Origin of the sequence: Nonomuraea sp. NPDC049750 (genome assembly GCF_040659625.1) — a bacterium.
Classification (GTDB): domain Bacteria; phylum Actinomycetota; class Actinomycetes; order Streptosporangiales; family Streptosporangiaceae; genus Nonomuraea.
On sequence record NZ_JBFANB010000005.1, the window covers coordinates 519,188 to 539,232 of the forward strand.

At 70.1% G+C, this 20,045-nt stretch carries 14 protein-coding genes; 8 read left to right on the forward strand and 6 right to left on the reverse strand.

Annotated features, from left to right (window positions below; genetic code table 11):
- Positions 1-65: 65 nt before the first annotated feature.
- The 4 genes from AB0J16_RS17455 to AB0J16_RS17470 are packed head-to-tail and all read left to right on the forward strand — an operon-like array spanning position 66 to position 8,276.
- Positions 66-1,586, forward strand: a complete 1,521-nt coding sequence (locus AB0J16_RS17455; protein ID WP_358540054.1) for a TIGR02677 family protein — start codon at positions 66-68, stop codon at positions 1,584-1,586.
- Positions 1,583-2,725, forward strand: coding sequence for a TIGR02678 family protein (locus tag AB0J16_RS17460; protein ID WP_358540057.1), 1,143 nt, complete (start codon positions 1,583-1,585; stop codon positions 2,723-2,725). Before AB0J16_RS17455 ends, AB0J16_RS17460 begins: the two co-directional genes overlap by 4 nt.
- Positions 2,725-6,912: a TIGR02680 family protein gene (locus AB0J16_RS17465; RefSeq protein ID WP_358540060.1), complete on the forward strand. Its 4,188-nt coding sequence runs from the start codon at positions 2,725-2,727 to the stop codon at positions 6,910-6,912. Before AB0J16_RS17460 ends, AB0J16_RS17465 begins: the two co-directional genes overlap by 1 nt.
- A complete protein-coding gene (locus tag AB0J16_RS17470; protein WP_358540063.1) occupies positions 6,909-8,276 on the forward strand; it encodes a TIGR02679 family protein in 1,368 nt (455 codons plus the stop codon). The genes AB0J16_RS17465 and AB0J16_RS17470 overlap by 4 nt, the downstream gene beginning before the upstream one ends.
- 48 nt (positions 8,277-8,324) lie before the next feature.
- On the opposite strand, the gene AB0J16_RS17475 is transcribed toward AB0J16_RS17470, so the two are convergent.
- From AB0J16_RS17475 to AB0J16_RS17490, 4 genes are all read right to left on the reverse strand, one after another.
- A complete protein-coding gene (locus AB0J16_RS17475; RefSeq protein WP_358540066.1) occupies positions 8,325-8,546 on the reverse strand; it encodes a hypothetical protein in 222 nt (73 codons plus the stop codon).
- A 176-nt stretch (positions 8,547-8,722) separates the two neighbouring features.
- On the reverse strand, positions 8,723-8,866 hold the full coding sequence (locus AB0J16_RS17480) for a hypothetical protein (RefSeq protein ID WP_358540069.1): 144 nt from the start codon (positions 8,864-8,866) through the stop codon (positions 8,723-8,725).
- Between the two features lie 709 nt (positions 8,867-9,575).
- Positions 9,576-10,514 (reverse strand): carbohydrate kinase family protein, encoded by a 939-nt coding sequence (locus AB0J16_RS17485; protein ID WP_358540072.1) that lies wholly within the window; start codon positions 10,512-10,514, stop codon positions 9,576-9,578.
- A 10-nt stretch (positions 10,515-10,524) separates the two neighbouring features.
- Complete coding sequence (locus tag AB0J16_RS17490) at positions 10,525-11,709, reverse strand: hypothetical protein (protein WP_358540075.1); 1,185 nt, start codon at positions 11,707-11,709, stop codon at positions 10,525-10,527.
- Between the two features lie 249 nt (positions 11,710-11,958).
- Here AB0J16_RS17490 and AB0J16_RS17495 point away from each other — a divergent pair, with 249 nt between their 5' ends.
- Positions 11,959-15,099: a tetratricopeptide repeat protein gene (locus AB0J16_RS17495; RefSeq protein WP_358540078.1), complete on the forward strand. Its 3,141-nt coding sequence runs from the start codon at positions 11,959-11,961 to the stop codon at positions 15,097-15,099.
- A 163-nt stretch (positions 15,100-15,262) separates the two neighbouring features.
- On the opposite strand, the gene AB0J16_RS17500 is transcribed toward AB0J16_RS17495, so the two are convergent.
- Positions 15,263-17,284 (reverse strand): tetratricopeptide repeat protein, encoded by a 2,022-nt coding sequence (locus tag AB0J16_RS17500; RefSeq protein WP_358540081.1) that lies wholly within the window; start codon positions 17,282-17,284, stop codon positions 15,263-15,265.
- Positions 17,285-17,821: 537 nt separating this feature from the next.
- Here AB0J16_RS17500 and AB0J16_RS17505 point away from each other — a divergent pair.
- The 3 genes from AB0J16_RS17505 to AB0J16_RS17515 are packed head-to-tail and all read left to right on the forward strand — an operon-like array spanning position 17,822 to position 19,204.
- Complete coding sequence (locus tag AB0J16_RS17505) at positions 17,822-18,130, forward strand: hypothetical protein (RefSeq protein WP_358540084.1); 309 nt, start codon at positions 17,822-17,824, stop codon at positions 18,128-18,130.
- Between the two features lie 60 nt (positions 18,131-18,190).
- Positions 18,191-18,763, forward strand: a complete 573-nt coding sequence (locus AB0J16_RS17510) for a hypothetical protein (RefSeq protein ID WP_358540087.1) — start codon at positions 18,191-18,193, stop codon at positions 18,761-18,763.
- A gap of 36 nt (positions 18,764-18,799) precedes the next feature.
- The gene (locus AB0J16_RS17515; protein WP_358540090.1) at positions 18,800-19,204 is read left to right on the forward strand and encodes a DUF4259 domain-containing protein; all 405 of its coding nucleotides are present in this window, start codon (positions 18,800-18,802) and stop codon (positions 19,202-19,204) included.
- A gap of 80 nt (positions 19,205-19,284) precedes the next feature.
- Here AB0J16_RS17515 and AB0J16_RS17520 read toward each other — a convergent pair whose 3' ends face one another.
- On the reverse strand, positions 19,285-19,947 hold the full coding sequence (locus tag AB0J16_RS17520) for a DUF4097 family beta strand repeat-containing protein (RefSeq protein ID WP_358540348.1): 663 nt from the start codon (positions 19,945-19,947) through the stop codon (positions 19,285-19,287).
- Positions 19,948-20,045 lie beyond the last annotated feature (98 nt).

Consider the following 20,045-nt stretch of genomic DNA (forward strand, 5'->3'; position numbering starts at 1 on the left):
AGACAGACACGACCGACAGTGGAAATCCCCGTTTGGCGCGGAGGACATGAGGGACACTTGACCCCATGTCCTCGCCGACCCAGGAGCCCCAGCCCTTCGCCCATCTGAGTGCGCCGAACGCCGCCCTCTACCGGGACGTGCTGCGGACCTTCGTCAGCGCCAAAGAGCGGTTCATCGTGCACCTGCGGCCCGAGGACGTGGCCGTCGAGCTGCGGCGCGACAGTGACGAGCAGTTGGCCGGTGCGCTGGACAAGCTCGTGGAGTGGGGCAATCTACGCGCCGACGCCGACACCGGCCGGGTCACCACGGTGGAGGAGTTTCACCGCAAACGCCTGCTGTTCCAGCTGACCCCGGCCGGTCAGGCCGCCGAGCAGGCCATCGCGTTCTACGAGGAGGCGATCGGCCGGCGTGGCTCGCTGCAGTCTGTGGCGCTGGCCGACATCGCCGAGCAACTGCGGTCGCTGGCCCTGCTCGCCGGGGAGGACGAGCCCGATCCCGCCAGGGTCCACCTGCTGTTGCTGTCCCTGGCCGAGCGGTTCTCCTCGCTGGCCGACAACGCGCAGGCGTTCATGGCGTCACTGCGGCGGGCCATCGACTTCTCCGACGGCGACGTGGACGGGTTCGTCGCCTACAAGGAGCGGCTGATCGACTACATCAACCGGTTCATCGCCGACCTGGCCAACTCGGGGGCGCGCATCGCGGCGCTGCTCGTCGAGCTGGAGGGCAGCGGTCACGAGCGGCTGCTGGTGCTGGCCGCCCGGCGCGAGGCCGCCGACGCGGTGCCGGACGGCGAGGACCAGGATCGGGCCCAGGAGAAGGCGCTCGGCTCGTGGCGGAACCGCTGGCGCGGGCTGACGGACTGGTTCGTCTCCCAGGACGCCGGTCATCCTTCGCAGGCCCGGCTGCTGCGGCAGGCGGCGGTGACCGCGATCAAGCAGCTCATCGACACAGTCGGGCTGCTCAACGAACGGCGGGCGGGCCGTTCCGACCGTACGGCCGACTTCCGTACGCTGGCCCGCTGGTTCGCCGAGGCGCCCGACGAGGCGTCGATGCACCGGCTGTGGCGGGCGGCGTTCGGGCTGACCTCGGCCCGGCACCTGAGCGTCACCGTGTCCACGCTGGACGAATGGCAGGACGTCCCGGCCGCCACGCCTTGGGCGCAGGCGCCGCCGATCAGGATCTCGCCGCAGCTGCGCCGTACCGGCTCCTACGAGCGGCGGGGCAAGCCGAACAAGGTGGCCGACCGTACGCGGGCCCGCCGGTTGCTGCTGGAGCAGGCCGAGCGCGAGGCGGCTGAGACCGCCGCGGCGCGGGCGCGGCTGCGCACGGACGGTCCGGTGCTGCTGTCGGAGCTGGACGTGCTGGACCCGCGCGCGTTCCGGCTCTTCCTGGGCCTGCTGGGCGACGCGCTGGCCGCGCGGCACCCGGACGACCTCGAGGTGAAGACCGTGACGAGCGACGGCTCTCTCGAGGTACGGCTGGCGCTGGTCCTCGGCGGCGGCCAGGTCGAGATCCGTACCGACGACGGCGTCCTGACCGGGCCGGAGCACGTCGTCGAGATCACCGACCTGATGGTGGCGCCGTGACACCGGAGGAGGACCTGGCCCAGCGGCGTACGGCGCTACGTGCCCTGCTGGCCGCCCCGCTGCTGCGCGATCCGGACAAGCTGGTGCTGGTCCGGCGCCATCTGAGCGAGCTGCGCGACTGGCTGACCCGTGAGACGGGCTGGCGGCTGGTCGTCGACTCCGAGAGCGCGCGGCTGTTCAAGACGGCGCCGGACCCCTCCGACGCCACTCATCCGGCGCGCGGCCGGGCCGGCGAACCGTACGGAAGGCGGCGGTACGTGGTGCTCTGCCTGGCCCTGGCCATGCTGGAGCGGGCCGACGCGCAGACCACGCTCGGCGGACTCGCCGAAGAGGTGCTGAACGCGGCGGCCGAGCCGGAGCTGGACTTCGCCTTCACCCTGGACAGCCGCCAGGAGCGCGCCGACCTGGTGGCCGTGGTCCGCACACTCATCGACTGGGGTGTCCTGCGCAAGGTCGCGGGCGATGAGGACGCCTACCTGTCGGCCACCGGCGACGTCCTGTACGACGTACGCAGGCCGGTGCTGGCCGCCCTGCTCACCGGCACCCGCGGCCCGTCCACGATCACCGCCGAGTCCTTCGGCGAGCGGATCGCGAAGCTGGCGGCCGAGCCGGTCGCCGACACCGACGACCTGCGCAACCAGGCGCTGCGCCGCCGTCTCACCCGGCGCCTCCTGGAGGATCCCGTCGTCTACTACACCGATCTGGACGACGCCGAGCGCGCCTACCTGACCTCCCAGCGGCACGCGATCACCCGCCGGATCGAGGAGGCCACCGGTCTGGTCGCCGAGGTCCGGGCCGAGGGCATCGCGATGGCCGACCCGGACGACGAGCTGACCGACGTACGGATGCCCGAGCAGCGTACCGACGGCCATGTCACGTTGCTCGTGGCCGAGCTGCTCGCCGAGCGCGGTGAGCAGAGCATGGAAGAGCTCAGGAGCTTCGTCCGGCGGGCCGCCCGCGAGCACACCTCCTTCTGGCGCAAGGGCGTGACCGAGCCGGGCGCCGAGGACGGCCTGCTGGCCACGGCGCTGGGCAAGCTGACCGCGCTGCGCCTGGCCGAAGTCCGCCACGACACGGTCGCCGGACTGCCGGCGATCGCCCGCTACGCACTCGACGCCCCCGTCGTCAAAGGACCGTGATGCTCCCCGAGCCCACCTCAGAGCGCTGGAAGCCGCTGCGCGCCGGCCTGGTCGACCTGTTCTACTACGACGTGGAGGAGTTCCACTTCCACGACGGGCGGCTGCTGCTGCGCGGCAACAACGGCACGGGCAAGTCCAAGGTGCTGGCCCTGACCCTGCCCTTCCTGCTGGACGGCGAATTGGCCCCGCACCGGGTCGAACCCGATGGCGACCGGCAGAAGCGGATGGAGTGGAACCTCCTGCTCGGCGGCAAGCACCCGCACGCCGAGCGGCTGGGCTACGCCTGGCTGGAGTTCGGCCGCCGCGCCGCCGACGGCACCCGCGAGTTCCGTACGATCGGCTGCGGGCTCAAAGCGGTCAAGGACCGTGGCATCGTCCGGCACTGGTTCTTCGTCACGCCTCAGCGGCCCGGCCTCGACCTGCACCTGCTGTCCGCCACCGGAGTGGTGCTGACCAGGGAGAAGCTGCGCGAGGCGGTCGAGGGCCACGGCATGGTGTACGACCGGGCCGCCGACTACCGGCGGGCGGTGGACGAGGCGATGTTCGGCCTCGGCGAATACCGCTACGAGGCGCTGGTCAACCTGCTCATCCAGCTGCGCCAGCCCCAGCTGTCCAAGAAGCCGGACGAGAGGCTGCTGTCCAGGGCCCTCACCGAGGCGCTGCCGCCGCTCAGTCCCGCCCTCATCGCCACCGTCGCCGAGGCCTTCCGGGGCCTCGACGAGGAGCGCGACGCCCTGCGCGGTCTGGAGGAGGCGCGCGCCGCCGCGTCCGCGTTCCTCACCCATTACCGCCGGTACGCCACCATTGCCGCCAAGCGCAAGGCGGCGGGCCCCCGCCTGGCACACAGCCGGTACGAGCACCTGGGCCGCGAACTGGGCGAGGCGGAGACCCGGCAGAGCGCGGCGGAGACCAGGCTGGAGGAGCTCGACGACCTGCTCTCGGACCTGGCCACCCGCCAGAACCAGCTGGAGGCCCGCCGCAACGCCCTCCAGGAGAGCCCGGAGATGCGCTCCGCCGAGCGGCTCAAGCAGGCCGGCGAGGAGGCCCGTCGGCTGGCCGAGCACGCGGGCCGCGCCGACCGCGATCGTGATCGCCTGACGGGGCAGGTCGACAAGATGCTGGGGCGGGCGGACACGAGCCGGCTCAAGGCCGACCAGGCGGCGGCCGGGCTGACGGCCGCCCAGGAGCGGACGGCGCGGGCGGCCCGCCAGGCCAGACTGCCCGGCGATCCACACGAAACCAGGTCGCCCGGCGATCCACGCGAAGCCGAGTTGCCTGGCATGCCACGCGGAGCCGGGTTGCCTGGCGTGCCACGCGGAGCCGGGTTGCCTGGCGTGCCACGCGGAGCCGGGTTGCCCGGCGAGCCACTGGACCGGTCGGCCGCCGAGGCGCTCGCCACCCGGCAGGAACACGCCGTGGCCGAGCTCGAACGGCTGCTCCACGCCGTCGCTCAGGCCGAGGCCCGGCTGGCCGCAGCCCGCACGGAGGTGGACCGGCTGACGGGCGAGCTCCAGGCGTCGGCCGTCCGCATCGCCGCCGCGGAAGAGGCCACGGCCACCAGGATCACCGAGCTGGTCCAGGCGTACACGCTCTACCTGGCCGGACTGGCCGAGCTGCGGCTGACAGACCCTGACGGCGTGCTCGCCGCGCTGGCCGGCTGGGCGAACACCGCGGATGGCGCCAATCCGGCCGAGGCCGCCGTCAACGACGCCGTCCGCGCCGCCACCGCCGCACTCGGCCGTCGCGGCGCCGAGCTGGACGCGGCGCTGGTCGCGGCGCGCCGGCGGGCCCGGGAGCTGGGGGAGGAGATCGTCAGGCTGGAGGCGGGCGGTCACGACGCCCCGCCCGTGCCGCACACCCGCGGTGCCGCCCGCGACGGCCGTCCTGGTGCGCCCCTGTGGCGGGCCGTGGACTTCGCCGACGCGGTGCCCGCCGAACACCGGGCCGGGCTGGAGGCCGCGCTGGAAGCGGCGGGCATCCTCGACGCCTGGCTGACCCCCGCCGGAACCCTCCTGGCCGAGGACGACACGACCATCGTGGCGGGGGCGCCGGTGTCCGGTCCGTCCTGCGCCGTCGTGCTGCGTCCCGCCGTGGATCGAGCCGACCCCGTGGCCGCCGCGCTGCCAGACGCCGCCGTGCATACCGTATTGGCGGCGATCGGGCTGGGGCCGGGCGCGGCGACGTGGGTCGCGGTCGACGGGCGGTGGGGCAACGGGGTGCTGGCCGGGTCCTGGCACAAGGTCAGCGCCGACTACATCGGCGAAGGCGCGCGGGAAGCGGCCCGGCGGGCCAGGCTGACCGCGCTCCGGGCCGAACTCGCCGAGGTCGACGGACAGATCACCACGTTGGGCGACGAACTGGCCGCGCTGGCCGTACGCCAGGATGATCTGGCCGCCGAGCAGCGGGCGTTGCCGCCGGACGCGGCCGTCCGCGAGGCGCACGTCAAGCTGGCGGCCGAGCACGAGCGGCGCGGCCAGCTGGCGACCGAGCACGGCGTGGCCGAGCGGCTGGCGCAGGACCGGCAGGGCGAGCTGGGCGTCGCGCGGGAACGGGCGGCGGAGTTCGCGGGCGACGTCGGCCTGCCCCTCGCCGCCGCGGAGCTGGCCGAGGTCAAGGCGGGCCTGGCCGCGTACCGGCTGGCGCTGGCCGAGCTCTGGCCCGCCGTGCGGGCGGCGCGGACGGCCGAGGAGGCCGCGCGGGAGGCCACCGACGACCTCGCGCAGGCCCGCGAATCGCTGACGGAGGCGGCCGTGGTGGCGGCCGAGGCGCGCGAGCAGGAGCAGGCCGCCGCCGAGACCTACCGGGAGCTGACCGCGACGGCCGGCGCCGCCGTCGAAGAGCTGTTCCGCCGCCTCGAAGAGGTACGGCTCCAGCTGCGCGAACGGGCGAAACAGGAGCAGCAGGCCCGAACCGACCAGCAGCAGGCGCTGACGGAGCGGGGTCGGGCCGAGGCCACCAGCGCGAGCCTGCGCCGCCAGATCAAGGAGGCGGCTGACACGCGCGACGACGAGGTACGCGAGTTCCGCGCGTTCGCCGCGACCGGGCTGATGCGGGTCGCGCTGCCCGAGCTCGACCTCCCCGATCCGGCCGCGGAATGGGCGGCCACCCCTGCCGTACTCCTGGCCAGGACCGTCAACGCGTCGCTTGAGAGCGTCGATGATGGCGAGGGTCCCTGGGACCGGGTGCAGAAGAAGGTCGCCGAGGAGCACAAGCTGCTCTCCGACGCCATGGCCAGGCACGGCCACTCGGTCGGGCTGACCCTGCGCGAAGGCGTCATGGTCGTGGACGTGCACTTCCAGGGCCGTACCCGGGAAGTACCCGGCCTGGTGGCGGCCCTGGGCGAGGAGACCGAGCACCGCGCCCGCCTGCTGTCGGCCAAGGAGCGCGAGATCCTGGAGAACCACCTGCTCAACGAGGTCGCCGGCACCCTCCAGGAGCTGATCACCGCGGCCGAGGCCGAGGTGCGCGAGATGAACGCCGAACTGGCCGCCCGCCCCACGTCCACCGGAATGCGCCTGCGCCTGCTGTGGAAGCAGGCCAGGAACGCCCCGGAAGGGCTCGACCGGGTACGCGACAAACTCCGGCAGATCGTGGACGCCTGGTCGCTGGACGACCGGGCGGCGGTCGGGGCGTTCCTGCAGGAGCGGATCGCCCGCGAGCACGCCGACAACCCGGCGGCGGGCTGGACCGAGGCGCTGACCAAGGCGCTGGACTATCGGACCTGGCACGAGTTCGCGATCCAGCGGCTCCAGGACGGGCAGTGGCGGCCGGCCACCGGGCCCGCTTCGGGGGGCGAGCGGGTGCTGGCCGCCTCCGTGCCCCTGTTCGCCGCCGCGTCGGCGCACTACAAGTCGGCGGGCAACCCGTACACGCCGCGGCTGGTCGCGCTGGATGAGGCTTTCGCCGGAGTGGACGATGATTCACGGGCCAAGTGCTTGGGGCTGCTGGCCACGTTCGACATGGACGTGGTGATGACCAGTGAGCGTGAGTGGGGGTGTTATCCGTCGGTGCCGGGGTTGGCGATCTGCCAGTTGACCAGACGGGACGGTATTGATGCCGTGCTGGTGACGCCATGGCGGTGGGATGGGCGGGAGCGGACACGGGCGGAGCGGCCTCGGGCCATGGCCGATGCCATCGAAGCTGAGCCTGGCTCCGCCACCTCCGCCGTACAGGACAGCCTGCTTTGACCGGCAACGGTTTGACCGGTGAGGAGCGGCTGCGGCGACTGCTGGGCGGCGAGGAGACCGAGTGGCTCGTCGAACGCGCCCGGCAGCGCCTCGAACGCGGTCGTTCCCTCACAGGCACGGTCACCCTCTCCGCCGCTTCCGCGGCGCAGCGCCGCGCGGCCGAACTGCTGCTCGGCCGCCGCGCGGGCGCCGGCGCCTCCCTGTCGGTCTCCCTGGAGGAGGTGGACCGGGTCCTGCGCGCCAGCGGCGCCGCCCCCGAAGGGCTCCATGAGGCGGTGGTACGGCTCCGCGGCCCCCTGCGTGACCTGGCCGGGGAACGGGAGGCGTCGGCGTCGGCCTGGCAGGCGGCGTACGGGAACCTCGACGCCGCGACGGCCGCCCGTCCCGAGCTGGCCGGATGGCGGGCCTGGCTGGAGTCCACCGGCCTGGTCAGGCGGCTCGCCCCGGACCCGGTCCAGGCACGGCACCTGCTCGACCAGCTGGCCCAGGTGGTGGCGCGGCTGCCGTCGCCCGGCCTGCCCATCGGCCGCCTGGCCGCGCAGACCGCCGGTGACGCGCACGCCCTCGACGAGGGGAGGCCGCTGGGGACACTGGCGCTGTCGGCGGCCAAGGCGCTCACCGGCCGGGCGTACCCCGGGGAAGGTGGCGCGGACGCCCGCCGCGCCGCGTGGGCGGCCGTGGGCGTTCACCTCGACGACCTGTCCTCGCTGGTGCTCTGCCTCGGCCTGCCGGGAGACGATCGGACGCCGACCGGGCGCATCCTGGCGGCGGCCCGAGCCGCAGGGGAGCCCTGCGTGCTGACGTTGCGCCAGCTCCGCCGCCACGACGGGCCCCTGTCCTCTGGGGCGGCGTCGCCGTCGCCGTCGCCATCGCAGTCGCCGTTCGCGACCGGTGCCGGGCTGGTGCGGATCTGCGAGAACCCCGTCGTGGTGGCGGCCGCCGCCGACGAACTGGGACCGTCCTGCCCGCCGCTGGTCTGCGGCGGCGGCCGGCCGTCGGCGGCCGTCTGGCGGCTGCTCGACCTGCTGTCGGAGGGTGGCGGGCGGTTCGCGTACCACGGGGACTTCGACTGGGGCGGCGTCGCCATCGGGGCCGCCGTCCACGACCGGTACGGCTTTGAGCCCTGGCGCTTCGACACCGCCGCCTACGAGGCGGCGCTGTCACTGGCAGCGCCCTCTCCTGCAGGGCCCGCTTCGCCATCGGCTTCTTCGGCGGCGCTGGCCGGGCGGCCGTGTCCGACGCCGTGGGATCCCGCCCTGGCGGAGGCGATGGCGCGCCACGCGGTCCGGGTGGAGGAGGAACTCGTCCTACCCGTCCTACTCAGCGATCTGTCGCCAGGTCCCAACGATCGAGGCACGAGGTGACGGACCTGTAGCGAACTCAGTCCAGAGGGCCGAGATAGGGACCCGGCACTATTCCTCCATGAGCTGCAGGGTCGCCTCGGCACGGTGATCAGCGAGTTGCCGGCTCTCCTCGACCAGGTCGTCGACGCCGCCGGGCTCGTCATCGGGCCGGGGATTGCGTTTGGCCCACCGGCGCAGCCGTGCCAAGCCTGAATCCAGATCGGGCAGCGGTGGTCCATCGGCCAGATCGAGCCGTACTTCGTGATGGTTCTGCTTGATGGTTTCCTGCATGGAAGGCGTTCGGGACAGATGAGAAGTGGACGTACCTGGTCGACGCTCCTCTCGAGCGCCAGGCCATGCGGGAGCAGTCGGACCGGGACAGCTGATCGGGTAGAGCCGTACCCAACTGGGCTGATAGAGCCGACCAGCAAGGTGCTGACCGAGCGGGGCAGGGCCCGAGGCCCATCTCAGCCAATGCCATACGGCTTATGCCAGATGGTCGAATTCGCCCTTCTGGCGCCGTCCAACCATGCCTGCCACTCCGCGAGCGTGAAGATGAGCGTCTCGGCGGTGGAGGAGAGACGCATCGCGACGTGGCCGCCGACGAACACGATTACAGCATCCAGCCCTGCTCGTCAGTCATCACATCGCCTTCGTCGGGCCCTTGATCAGGGTCGCGGAGTCGTCGGGTGCCAGGGCCGTCCAGCGAGCGGCATCGGCGGCCATGCGATAGCTAGGTTGCCTTTTCCCGCGGCCAGGTGCCGCCCGTCCGCAGGGTCAGCCCGCCGCCCAGTGGCGGCCTGCCGATGAGCAGGTTGCTGTCCTCTTCGAGGAGGAAGACGGGCTCGCTTTCGACGTGGCGCAGGAGGTCTCCGCCAACCCAGCGTTGATCGCTCGCCGGTGCCGCCGTGACCTAATCGCTCACTGTCTGCGCAGCGCAGATCGCGAGGAATATGTCGAAAGCCACCGCCCCGTAGGCGGTGGCCACGATATTGCGTCGGTCAACCTATCGCGTCAGATATGAGCGTGATGATGTGAGTTATAACCCACATCATCATATTGACTACGGCAAATGGGTGCATCCCGGTCCTTTCGGACATTCCTCTACATTGCCGGACGTGAACCGTACCCCAGGGGGAAGGTTGGCATATCTATCAAGCTTCCCTTTTCTGGCTTAAGCCTTTCACGATCCTGTGCCAGGGTGTGGCGGTTCGCCGAAATGATCTTTACGGGATGCCGTGCGGAGCGCGGGCATGCCGAGGACCCGGTGGCATGGCCTGGTGCGATCCGTGGTGTCTCTGGCGGACAAGTTGCCTTCCCCTACGCGGCGGTGTCCCAACGGCCGAGGGACGTGGCGATCGGGTGACTCTCCCGCAGCCGGGCCAGTTCCACCTCCGTCAGCGAGGCCGTACTCGGAAAGGTGTCACCCACCTTCCACCCCGCGTGGAGCACGGCGTCCTTGAGTGCCGTGACGGGGTTGCGGGTGGCGAGCCAGCCGTGCAGGAACGACGCGAACAGCGCGTCTCCCGCCCCGGCGGTGCTCGCCACGCCGCGTGGCGCGACGGCCGCGGCCTCGATCAGGGTGCCGTCGCGTAGCCCCATGAGGCAGCCGCGCCCGCCGAGGCCGACCGCGGCGATCGCGCACCCGGGATAGCGCTCGAAGGCGCTCGCCACCCACTGCTCCGGCGGGTCGGCCAGCCGTTCGTGGCTGCAGAAGACGATGTCGGCGACCTCCAGCCAGGGCCGGTTGTACGCGTCGTCGACGTCGGTGATCAGGTGGACGTCGACCGCGATCGGCACATCCGATGCCCGCGCGTGCCCCAGCAGGGGCCGGACGAACGCGGTATTGGTGAGGACCGCGAGATCGACGTCGCGGACCAGGCGGCGGAACACCTCGACGGGATATTCGACGGCGTTGACCGCGGCGACGTACGGATGCCCGGAGCGCCGTCCGTCCGGAGCCACGAGCACCACGCCGAGCGACGAGCGCGGTACCGTCACCACCCCAGGCCCGAGCAGCCCTCGGGTGCGTAACGACGCGTTGATCGCCTCACCCGCGACGTCCTCGCCGACGAAGGTGCACAGGCGGGCCTCGTCGCCCAGGGTGCGCAGGGTGTCGGCGATGTGGCACGCGGCCCCGGACACCTCGGCCCGCATCCAGTCGGGAAACCGCAGCGAGGTGTACGGGAGCGGGAACTCCGCGACCGGCATGGCCATGTAGAGGCTGCTGACACCGGCCACGACTATCTTGCTGCCCATCGCTCCTCCTTCAAAGATGGGGTGGGGGGACCGGGTCGGTCCGTGGAATGGTGAGTGGCTGCGTCATGCGCATCAGCCGATACATCAGGCGCCGCATGTTCCGGTCGAAGCAGCCGGGAGCCGAGGTGAGCCGGGCCACGACAGTGTCGTGCCGTCCCTGCCAGTGGCCGGCGGCGGCCGCGCGCAGCTGGGCCGCCAGCGGTCCATGGGGCCGTAGCCGGGGCGCCGCCGAAGCCAGCAGCCCACCGGCGGACTCCGGGTCCACATCGTCCTCCGCGTCGCCCACCAGCAGGACCGGGGCACCGCAGACCGCGCCGTACACCGCGACGGAGCCGTGGTCGCCCACCACGTGATCGGCGGCGACCAGCGCGCCACGCCAGTCCGCCTCGGGCGGTATCAGGGCGAGCCCGTCACGCAGGCAGTCGGCCAGCCAGGCTCTCAGCTGCCAGACGCCGTGGCCGAACCAGACGTTCGGATGGAAGAGCGCGGCCACGCGGTAGCGGTCGCGGGGCAGCTCGGCCAGCATCCGCCGGAACAACTCCGCACGCCGCCCGAAAAGGGATCGTGTTCCCCAGGTCGAGGTCACCACCACGAGCTCGCGGTCGTCCTGGACGCCGAGAGCCTGGCGGTAGGCACGTCGCTCTCCGGCGCTGGCCACCAGCCGGTCATGGGAGGCGTCGCCGACGACCTCGGCGACCGCGACGGCCTCCGGGCAGCTCCGCGCCAGCCGCCCGCGCTCCGCGTCGTGGGCGAGCACGATCGCCGACGGGACCACCATGCCGTCCCGGACCAGTTCCTGAGCGCTGAGCCCGTACACGCCGCGAGCCGCGACGGCGCCACCGCCCAGCCGGCGGCTGACTCTCTTCTGATAGCCCGCGCCGTGCGGGATGACGACGAGCGGCGCGTGAACGTCCTCGATCCCCCCATAGGCGGCGGAGACGGCGAGGTCGAAGGGCTGGCGGATGGCCAGCCGCCACGGCATCACCACGCCGCCGATGCGCCCGAGCAACTCGCTCACCCCGTTGCCGAAGACATCTGGGGCCCTGGTGAAGACCACCTGGACCCGCAGATCGGCGGCGAGCAGACGGACGACGTCCAGCAGAATCTGCCCGGACGTGACCGTGTGGACGATCACGAGTACGGTCCGCAGGCCGCGGCGCGTCACCCAGCGCGCCGCATCCGGCCCGACCGGCACGTGGTACCCCTCTGAACAGGACATCGGGCTTTCGACCCCCCATTTCGCGTACGACGCGGTTTCGCGCCGCCGTATTCGCCCGGCCGTAATCCCCGTTTCAACGGCTCTATCCAAGGGTCCACCGCATTCCTGGACAAAACCTTGCAACAATCGTGAAGTTGAAGAGTCAGATCAAAGGTGCGTATGGACCATTAAGCGAATACGCGGGAAACTGGCGGCACGTGGGTCTTTAGCGGTGAAAGGACACTCGTGGAGTTCCGAATACTCGGCTCCGTGGAGTTGTGGTCCGACGGGGAGGCGTGTGAGCTCGGGTCGGCCAAGGAACGGTACATCCTGGCCATCCTGCTCCTGTCGCCTGGGCAGCCCGTGTCCATCGAAACCATGATCAACCGGGTTTGGGGTGACGCGCCGCCGGCAAAGGCGCGCGAGAGCGTCCACAGCTATATCGCCCGGCTGCGCGGACGCCTGAATCGCCGGTTCGGGGATAGCGGGGCACGGCTGATTTCCCGTTCCGGGGCTTACCTTCTGGAAGTCGATCCCGAGCAGATCGACCTGTATCGTTTTCGGCGGCTGAACGTGCAGGCGCGCGCTATCGCGGCCAGCGGCAACCCGGAGGACGCGCTGCGCCTACTCCGCGAAGCGGAGAATCTGTGGCGGGGCGATCCGCTTTCCGGCCTGTCCGGGGAATGGGCGACGCAGTTCCGTACGAGCCTGGAGAGCGAGCACCGCGCGGCGATCGGCACCCGCCTGGCGATGGAGCTCGACGCGGGCCGGCACGCTGAACTGGTCGGGGAGTTGTACGGGCTGGTCGATCAATATCCGTATGACGAGTCGTTCGTCGAGCAGCTGATGGTGGCCCTGTATCGCTGCGGGCGCCAGGGTGACGCGCTGAAGGCGTACCACCGGGCCAGCCACCGCCTCTCCGACGACCTCGGAGCCGATCCCGGGCCCTCCTTGCGCGGCACGCACGACCGCATGCTCCGCGGCGATCCGGATCTGGCCGTGCCGCCCGCCCGCCACCGCACTCCCGGCGGGCCACTCGCCGACAACCTGCCCCGCGACATCGCGGACTTCACCGGGCGAGAGACGGAGCTGAACCAGCTGTACGCCGTGTTGGATCGTTCCCCGTCGGCGGTCGTGATCGAGGCCATCGACGGCATGGCCGGGATCGGCAAGACGGCCCTCGCCATCCACGCGGCGCACAGACTGGCGGACCGCTACCCGGATGGGCGGTGGTACCTCCATCTCCGCGCGCACGATCCCCACCAGCCGCCGCTCGATCCCGCCGAAGGTCTCGACACCCTGCTCCGGCTTCTGGGGGAGGATCCCAAGCGCATTCCTGGGGCGCTGGAGCCGCGGGCCGCGCTGTGGCGGGCGTGGGTCGCCAACCGCAGGATGCTGATCGTGCTGGACGACGCGGCCGGCGCCGACCAGGTGCGGCCATTCCTTCCCGGGGCGCCCGGCTGCCTCGTACTGGTCACGAGCCGGCATCGGCTCGCCGGCCTCGAAGGCGCGCGACCGCTCCCGCTGGACGCTCTGGCGCCACCGGAGGCGGCGCTGCTCTTCCGCCGGATCGTCGGCCAGGACCGGCAGCTCGACGCGGGTGACGTCAACCAGCTGGTCCGTCTGTGCGGCTACCTTCCGCTCGCGGTCACGATCATGGCCAACAAACTCCGCCATCGGCCGGCCCGCGGGGTCGGAGACCTGGTGGCCAAGCTGTCTCGCTCCAAGGACCGGCTGGCCGAGATGCACGCGGGAGACAGCGACCTCGTCACCGCGTTCGAGCTGTCGTACCGGGAACTGTCCCCGGAGCGGCGGCACGCCTTCCGTCGCCTGGGCCTGCACATCGGCGCCGACCTCACCGCGGTCGCGGCGGCCGCGCTGATCGGCTGCGGCCTCGAGCGGGCGGAGCGCGTCCTGGAGGAGCTGATCGACCGCCATCTCGTGGAGGAGCCGGATTCCGGCCGGGTCCGCTTTCACGACCTGCTGCACGCCTATGCGGCGGAGCGCGCGGCCGAAGAGGAACCCGTCGAGGAGCTGCGGCGAGCCGTCCACCGGCTGCTCGACCTCTACCTGTACACCGCCGACCAGGCCGATCGCGTCCTGTACCCGCACAGGCGCCGCGCCGCCGTGGACGTCACCCATCCGCCCGTGGATCCGCCGTCCGTGAGCGACCCGCGTGCCGCCGCCGAGTGGCTGCGCGCCGAGCGGGTCAATCTGCTCATGTGTGTACGTCACTCCGCCGCGCGGGGCTTTCCGGCGCATGCGGCCCAGCTCTCGCAGGCCGTCGCGACGTACTTCGAACGATCGGCGCTCTGGGAGGACGCCGCCCGTGTCCACGAGCTCGCCCGCCAGGCATGCCAGGAGATGGGCGACCGCGAGGGGGAGGCTCGCGCGGAGCTCGAACTCAGCCTGGTACGCAGCCGTACGGGCCACTACGCCGTCGCTTTCGAACACGCCCTCAACGGTCTCAGTGCTTTCCGCGCCTTCGGCGACCGGCGCGGCGAGGCCGACGCCCTGGACCACCTCGCCCTCGTGCACTGGCTGTCCGGGCGCAACCGTGAGGCATTGGCTTACGCGGAGGAGGCGCTCGGGCTGTTCCGTGCCGTGGGGGACCGGTATGGGGAAGGGAACGCGTTGCTGCATTCGGGGATCGCGCTGTCGTACCTGGGGCGTACGGAGGAGGCAGTGGCCGTCTTCGAGAGCTCGTTGGAGATCGTGGAGGAGATGGGGGACGTCGCTACCAAGGCGATGTTGTTGAACAATCTCGGGGAATTGCACCTCAACCGTGGTGATCATCGGGAGGCGCTCGGACTCTTCCGGGACTCGCTCGCTGTCATGCGCGAGACGGGGTGGCGGCAGAACGAGGCCGTGGCCTTGAACAACGTGGCCGGCGTCATGGCCCGTGAAGGGCGTCGCGACGAGGCCTTGCATTTCTATCGTGAGGCTTTGTCAACTTATCGCGAGACCGGTGATCGCCGGAACGAGGCCGACGCTTTGAGCAATATCGGGTCGATGTACCTGGAGGCGGGGCTGACCGCTGAGGCGCTGATCCATTTCCAGAAAGCGCTTGCCCTTTCGGGTGATATAGGGGATTTGTACGAAACCGCGCGTGCGCTCCAGAGGATTGGTGACACTCAGCAGGCTAGTGGGCAGTTTGTCCTTGCTCGGGGGACTTATGAGCGTGCGCTCTCTTTGTCGAGGGATGTGGCGGATCCCTCCCTGGTGGCGGGTTCTCTTCAGCGTCTCGGTGAGAGTCTTCTGCAGATTCAGGGGAGGAGCGCGGCTGAAGGTGCGTGGCGGGAAGCTTTGGGGATATTTGAGCGGTTGGGCGCTCCGGAGGCTAGGATTCTGCAGGATCGCCTCAACGGTCACGATGTAGCGGGATAAAAGCTGGCGCCAAATCTCCTTATTGCCCTATCTAAAAGGATATGCTTCACTTGCCGCGGTGAACGCGACAAGTTCTAGAAGGGTAAGAAAATGCCCCATATCTTCCCAATGATGATGATGTGGGTCCTGGAGGCGCTGAAGGTGGTTTTCAGCTAAGGGACCCTCAAGAGAGATGGTCCAGGCGGCCCCTGAGTCGGAGATAGATCGCAGACTCGGCCTCGCTAAGCACTTCCAACGCCATCTCATAGCAGTGATGTGCCTCTTCCGGTCGGCCGGTACGTCGGGCCAGCTCTCCCAGGCCCTCCAGGGCCGCGGCCCGGCCGACCGAAGATCCCAGCTGATCCATGATCTCCAGCGCGGAGCGCAGCTCACGATCCGCCCGCTCCTGATCGGCATACGCATACCCGAGAAAGATCCCCACTCTGGCCCGGTTGTAAAGATCATCGGCCCCGCGCAGCAGCGCTCGCGCCTTCTCCAGGTGGATAACTGCATCAGGCCCTCGACCCTGGGCCACGAGGACACCGGCGAGATCCATAAGCCCCAGCGCGGCCTGCCGGTCGGCCCCCGACTCCCGATACATGGCTATCGAGGCCGTGAATCTGGCAATGGCCACCTCGTGGTCACCCCGCGCCGCCGAGACCAGCCCAAGCCGCCGCAGTGATCCGGCCTCCCTGCCCCGCTCGCCAAGTCGGCGCCAGATCTCCAGCGCCTCCTCGAACCGCTCGACGGCGTCGTCGTATCGCCCCAGGTCATTCAGGCTCAGGCCCAGGCGATTCAGCATTTTGGCCTGACCGTAAACGTCCCCCGCTGCGCGCGCCGCCGCCAGCCCTGTCTCCTCCACCCCGACCCGCTCCCCGTGATGGCCCATGTACAGGAAAAGCGGCCACATGGCATCAGCGAGCTGGAATGCCGAGACCTCCCGCCCCCGTGTGTGCGCCAGAGTGACGGCGGCGCTCAGGTTCGCGCGTTCGGACTCCAGCCAGCCGAGCGCGTCCTCGGGGCCGCCGAAGTCCGTCGGCTCGGCGGGGGGAGGTTCGGCATCGCGCGGCAACCCGGTACGGTACGGCCGGAGCTGACGTTCCGCGCGTGCGGCGGTGGCGAGGTACCAAGCGAGCAACCGGCCCTCGGCGCCCTCACGGGCCTCTCGCTGGTCCTCGACCGCGACCAGTTGGGCGGCGTGCAGGCGGACCAGCGCGTGATGGAAGCGATAGCGGCCGTCGGGGATGTCACTCAGCAGGTTCGCGTCGGTCAGCTCGCCGAGCAGGCGTCTGGCCTCCACGCGAGGGACGCCGGCGAGCGCGGCCACCGCGTCGCCGCCGAACGTGCTCCCTGGGACCAGACCCAGGAGCCGGTACAGGCGGGCCGTGCCAGGGTGGAGCGCCCGGTAGGAGAGGTCGAGCGCGGAACGGAGTGCCACGTCGTCTCCTATCGTCAACGCCGCCAAGGTCTGCTGCTCCTCGGCCAGTGCGGCGACCATCTCGCGAAGCGGCCAGCTCGGCCGGGCGGCCAGGCGGGCCGCCGCGACGCTCAGGGCCAGCGGCAGTCGCATGCACAGTTCGACCAGATCAGAGGCCGCCTCGCGGTGCCGGTCCAGCCGGTCGCTCCCCAGCGCGTCCCGGAGAAGGGCGAGGCTCGCCTCGGCGTCGAAGCGGTCGACGTACACCCCGCGGGCGCCCTGGACCAGCAGGCCGGCCAGCTGGTACCTGCTGGTCACCACGGTGAGGCTCGCCGGTGAGGCCGGAAGCAGAGGCCGCACCTGAGCGGCTGTGAACGCGTCGTCCAGCACGACGAGAAGCCGCTGGTCATGAGTCACTGTGCGGTACAGCGCCGCGCGCTGGGCTGTATCGCCTGGTATGAGCTCTGCTGGAATCCCGAGGGCGTGCAGGAAGTCGCCCAGCACCTCCTGCGGGGTGGCCGGGGCGTCGTCGGAATGGCCGCGCAGTTCGGCGTACAACTGCCCGTCCGGATAGTGCGAGCGGATCATGTGCGCCCAGCTCAGGGCCAGTACGGACTTGCCCACGCCGACCGAGCCCGTTATCAGCGCGGTGATCGGCACCTCCGTCACGTCTTCCCGCAGGGCATCGAGTTCGGCGATGGCGGCCTCGCGGTCGATCAGACGCGGGCGTGGGGGAAGCTGGCTCGGCAGGGGCAGCGAAACCGCCTCGTGGAAATGGACTCCCCCCAATATGTCACGAGCTTGGACAAGCGAACCGTGAACTATCCCAGCCGCCTCGTTGTACACAATTTCCGACAGTTTTCTCCTGGCTATCACGCAGTCTCGACACCAATCCATGCCTCGGCTCGCCGTCCGCCCTCACGGGTCACGCGGGCCTGGAATACAGACATCAACTGCAACAATGACGGATGAAAAAATATGCTGCAATATGGTGGAGATTAATTTTGGGCGTGGCGCTCTGTAGTTCGCCGTTGACGTTATGGCGATGATTGGCCTGCGCCGGTCGGAATGCCGGCAGAGGACCCCTGCGGCGCACCACCGAAACGCATGGCAGCGTGTCCGCCTACGAACGCGATCAACAGAAGGGCATCCAACTCCTCTGGGGTGCGCAGCCATTCGGCGCTGATCAGATTGAGATCGTCGGGGGCGATCGGCGGAGATTCTTCCCCAGGCGGATGCTCTGTTCCGTCGTATGGGCACCACTTCACGGCCTACCTGCTGTGGGACGGCTTGGTAGAACGCCGCGACGATCTGCCCCTGGCGGAGATGGACGAGATCGCACCCCTTTTGGCACTCGCGCGGGAGACACTCCGTGCGCACGTCAAGAGACGCGACCAAGAGCGCCGAAGCAGGCTCATCCAGGAGTGGAAGATCGAGGGGGTCTATCCCTACCCCGAGGAGCCTGCCGAGCCGGCACAGGCTGTCGAACGTGAGATGTTCGACGAAGTGGCCACTCGGATCTCCCGGCGACTGCCAGGCGTGACGCAGAGCAAGAAGACAACCTTGCGGCTGCTCAGAGAGATCATTTCCCGTGATCCGAGTGGGCTCTATCCGGTACTTGATGAACTGTTCTGACTGCCTCAGTCGGAACAGGAGGAGCTCAAGCGGATCCTCCAGAGGACGAGCCTGTCTGAAGTGACCAAGGCAACCGGACAGGTCAGTGACCGGCTCGATTTCCTGGCCGCGCTGAAGAAGCTGGTCTTCGAGCCGGAGATCAGCCGGACGGTCAAGGAGCGGAGCGAGCTGCACAAGATCCTTGAGCGCGAGACCTGGATCTTCGGCGACGCCTACGCCCTGATGGTCAGCGACCGGAGCCTGGATGCGATCCTCGTTCGCCATCTCCAAGAGCTCGGCCGGGAGCCGGAAGACGGCAAGCTCAATCCGGTGCGCCGCGAGGACGGCCGGATGGGCATCGCCGACCTCCTGCTGGGGCGCGCTCACCGGGGAAGCTCCGGGCGAGAGCACCTCATAGTCGAGCTCAAGGCTCCCAGGGTCAAGATCGGCCAGGCGGAGGTCGCCCAGATCAAGAGCTATGCGGAGGCGATCGTCAGCGATCCACAGTTCCGCGATGCCCGCGTTTCCTGGGACTTCTGGGTCGTATCCACCGAGCTGGCGGAGATCGTCCGGCGTGATGCCAGCGCGCCGAACCGCCCGCCAGGCTGCATCGCCGAGTGGGAGGGCGGGGAGGTCGTACCCGCCGACGGATGACGGCTAAATGTCGGTGAGGTCCGATACGAATCGGCCATGGGCACATGGAATGTGGGACCGTTCGACAACGACTCGGCCGCCGACTGGTGCGGCGATCTGCACAACGCAGCACCTGAGCGGCGTCCGGCTCTGGTTCGCAAGGCGCTCAAAGCCGCTGCGGGTCGTACGAAATATCTGGACAGCGATGAGGCGTCGGAGGCCATCGCGGCAGCGGCCATCGTCGCCTCTCAACGCAGCGGCGTGCCGATCACCTCGCCTTATGCGCCGGACTTCCTGTTGGAAGGTGGCCGGCTGGAGATCGATGACGCACTCGTGGCGCTGGCCGTGCGGGGGCTGGACCGGGTGATGGGCGAGGACTCGGAGTGGCTGGAGCTCTGGGAGGAGAGCGGCTCCTCTCCGGAGGCCGTGGCCGTCATAGAAGGCATTCGCGGTGCTCTCTAGAACGGTCCCGGTCCACTTGGATGGACCGGGGCCGTTCGCCGTGACCGGGCTTGGTCTACCTCTCCCATGGAGGCTGCGGGTCACAGGCTGCTGGCGGTGATGTCTCCGTTGGAGGTGGTGGCGTGGATGTCGAGTTCGGCGGTGCCGTCGTTCTTGAGGGTGTTGGCGATGCGGCCGTGGGTGGTGCCGGCGTCCAGGGAGGCCGAGACGCCGGCGGCGGCGCTGATCGAGATGTCGCCGGACTGGGTGCTGAGCACGACCTTGCCGCCGGTGGCCTCGGCGATCCGGATGTCACCCCGTGCGGTGCTGATCTCCGCGGCGCCGCCCAGCCGGCCGACCTCGACGTCGCCGTCGGTCGCGGTGAGGCGCAGGCTCGCGGTCTCCTCCAGCTTGATCTGGTGGTACGCGCCTTCGAAGACGACGTCGCCGAGACGGCCGACGGTCCGCAGTTCGGCGCTGCCCGTCTTCGCCTCGACGCGGGAACCGGCGGGCAGCTCGACCGTCACCTCAATGGCTCCGGTCGGGCCGAGGTACTGGTTCTTCACCGGAGTCTCGATCCGCAGGACGCCGTCGGCGTACTCAACCGTGGTCACCTCTGCCGCCTTCACATCGCGGCCCTTGGAGGCGTTCGCGGGCAGGACCTCGACCGTGGTCTCGGCCCGGTCGGCGGCGATGAAGCGGACTCGTCCGGCGGGGATGTCCAGGACGGTGGTGATCGGGGCGAGGGTGTCGAACTTCTGCATCATGTGCTCCTTGGCTGCGTTGTTTCGATGTCCACCTTCGCCAACCGCTCTGATACCGGGCTGTCGCCGTCCTGACGCCGCCGCTGACATGACGCGGA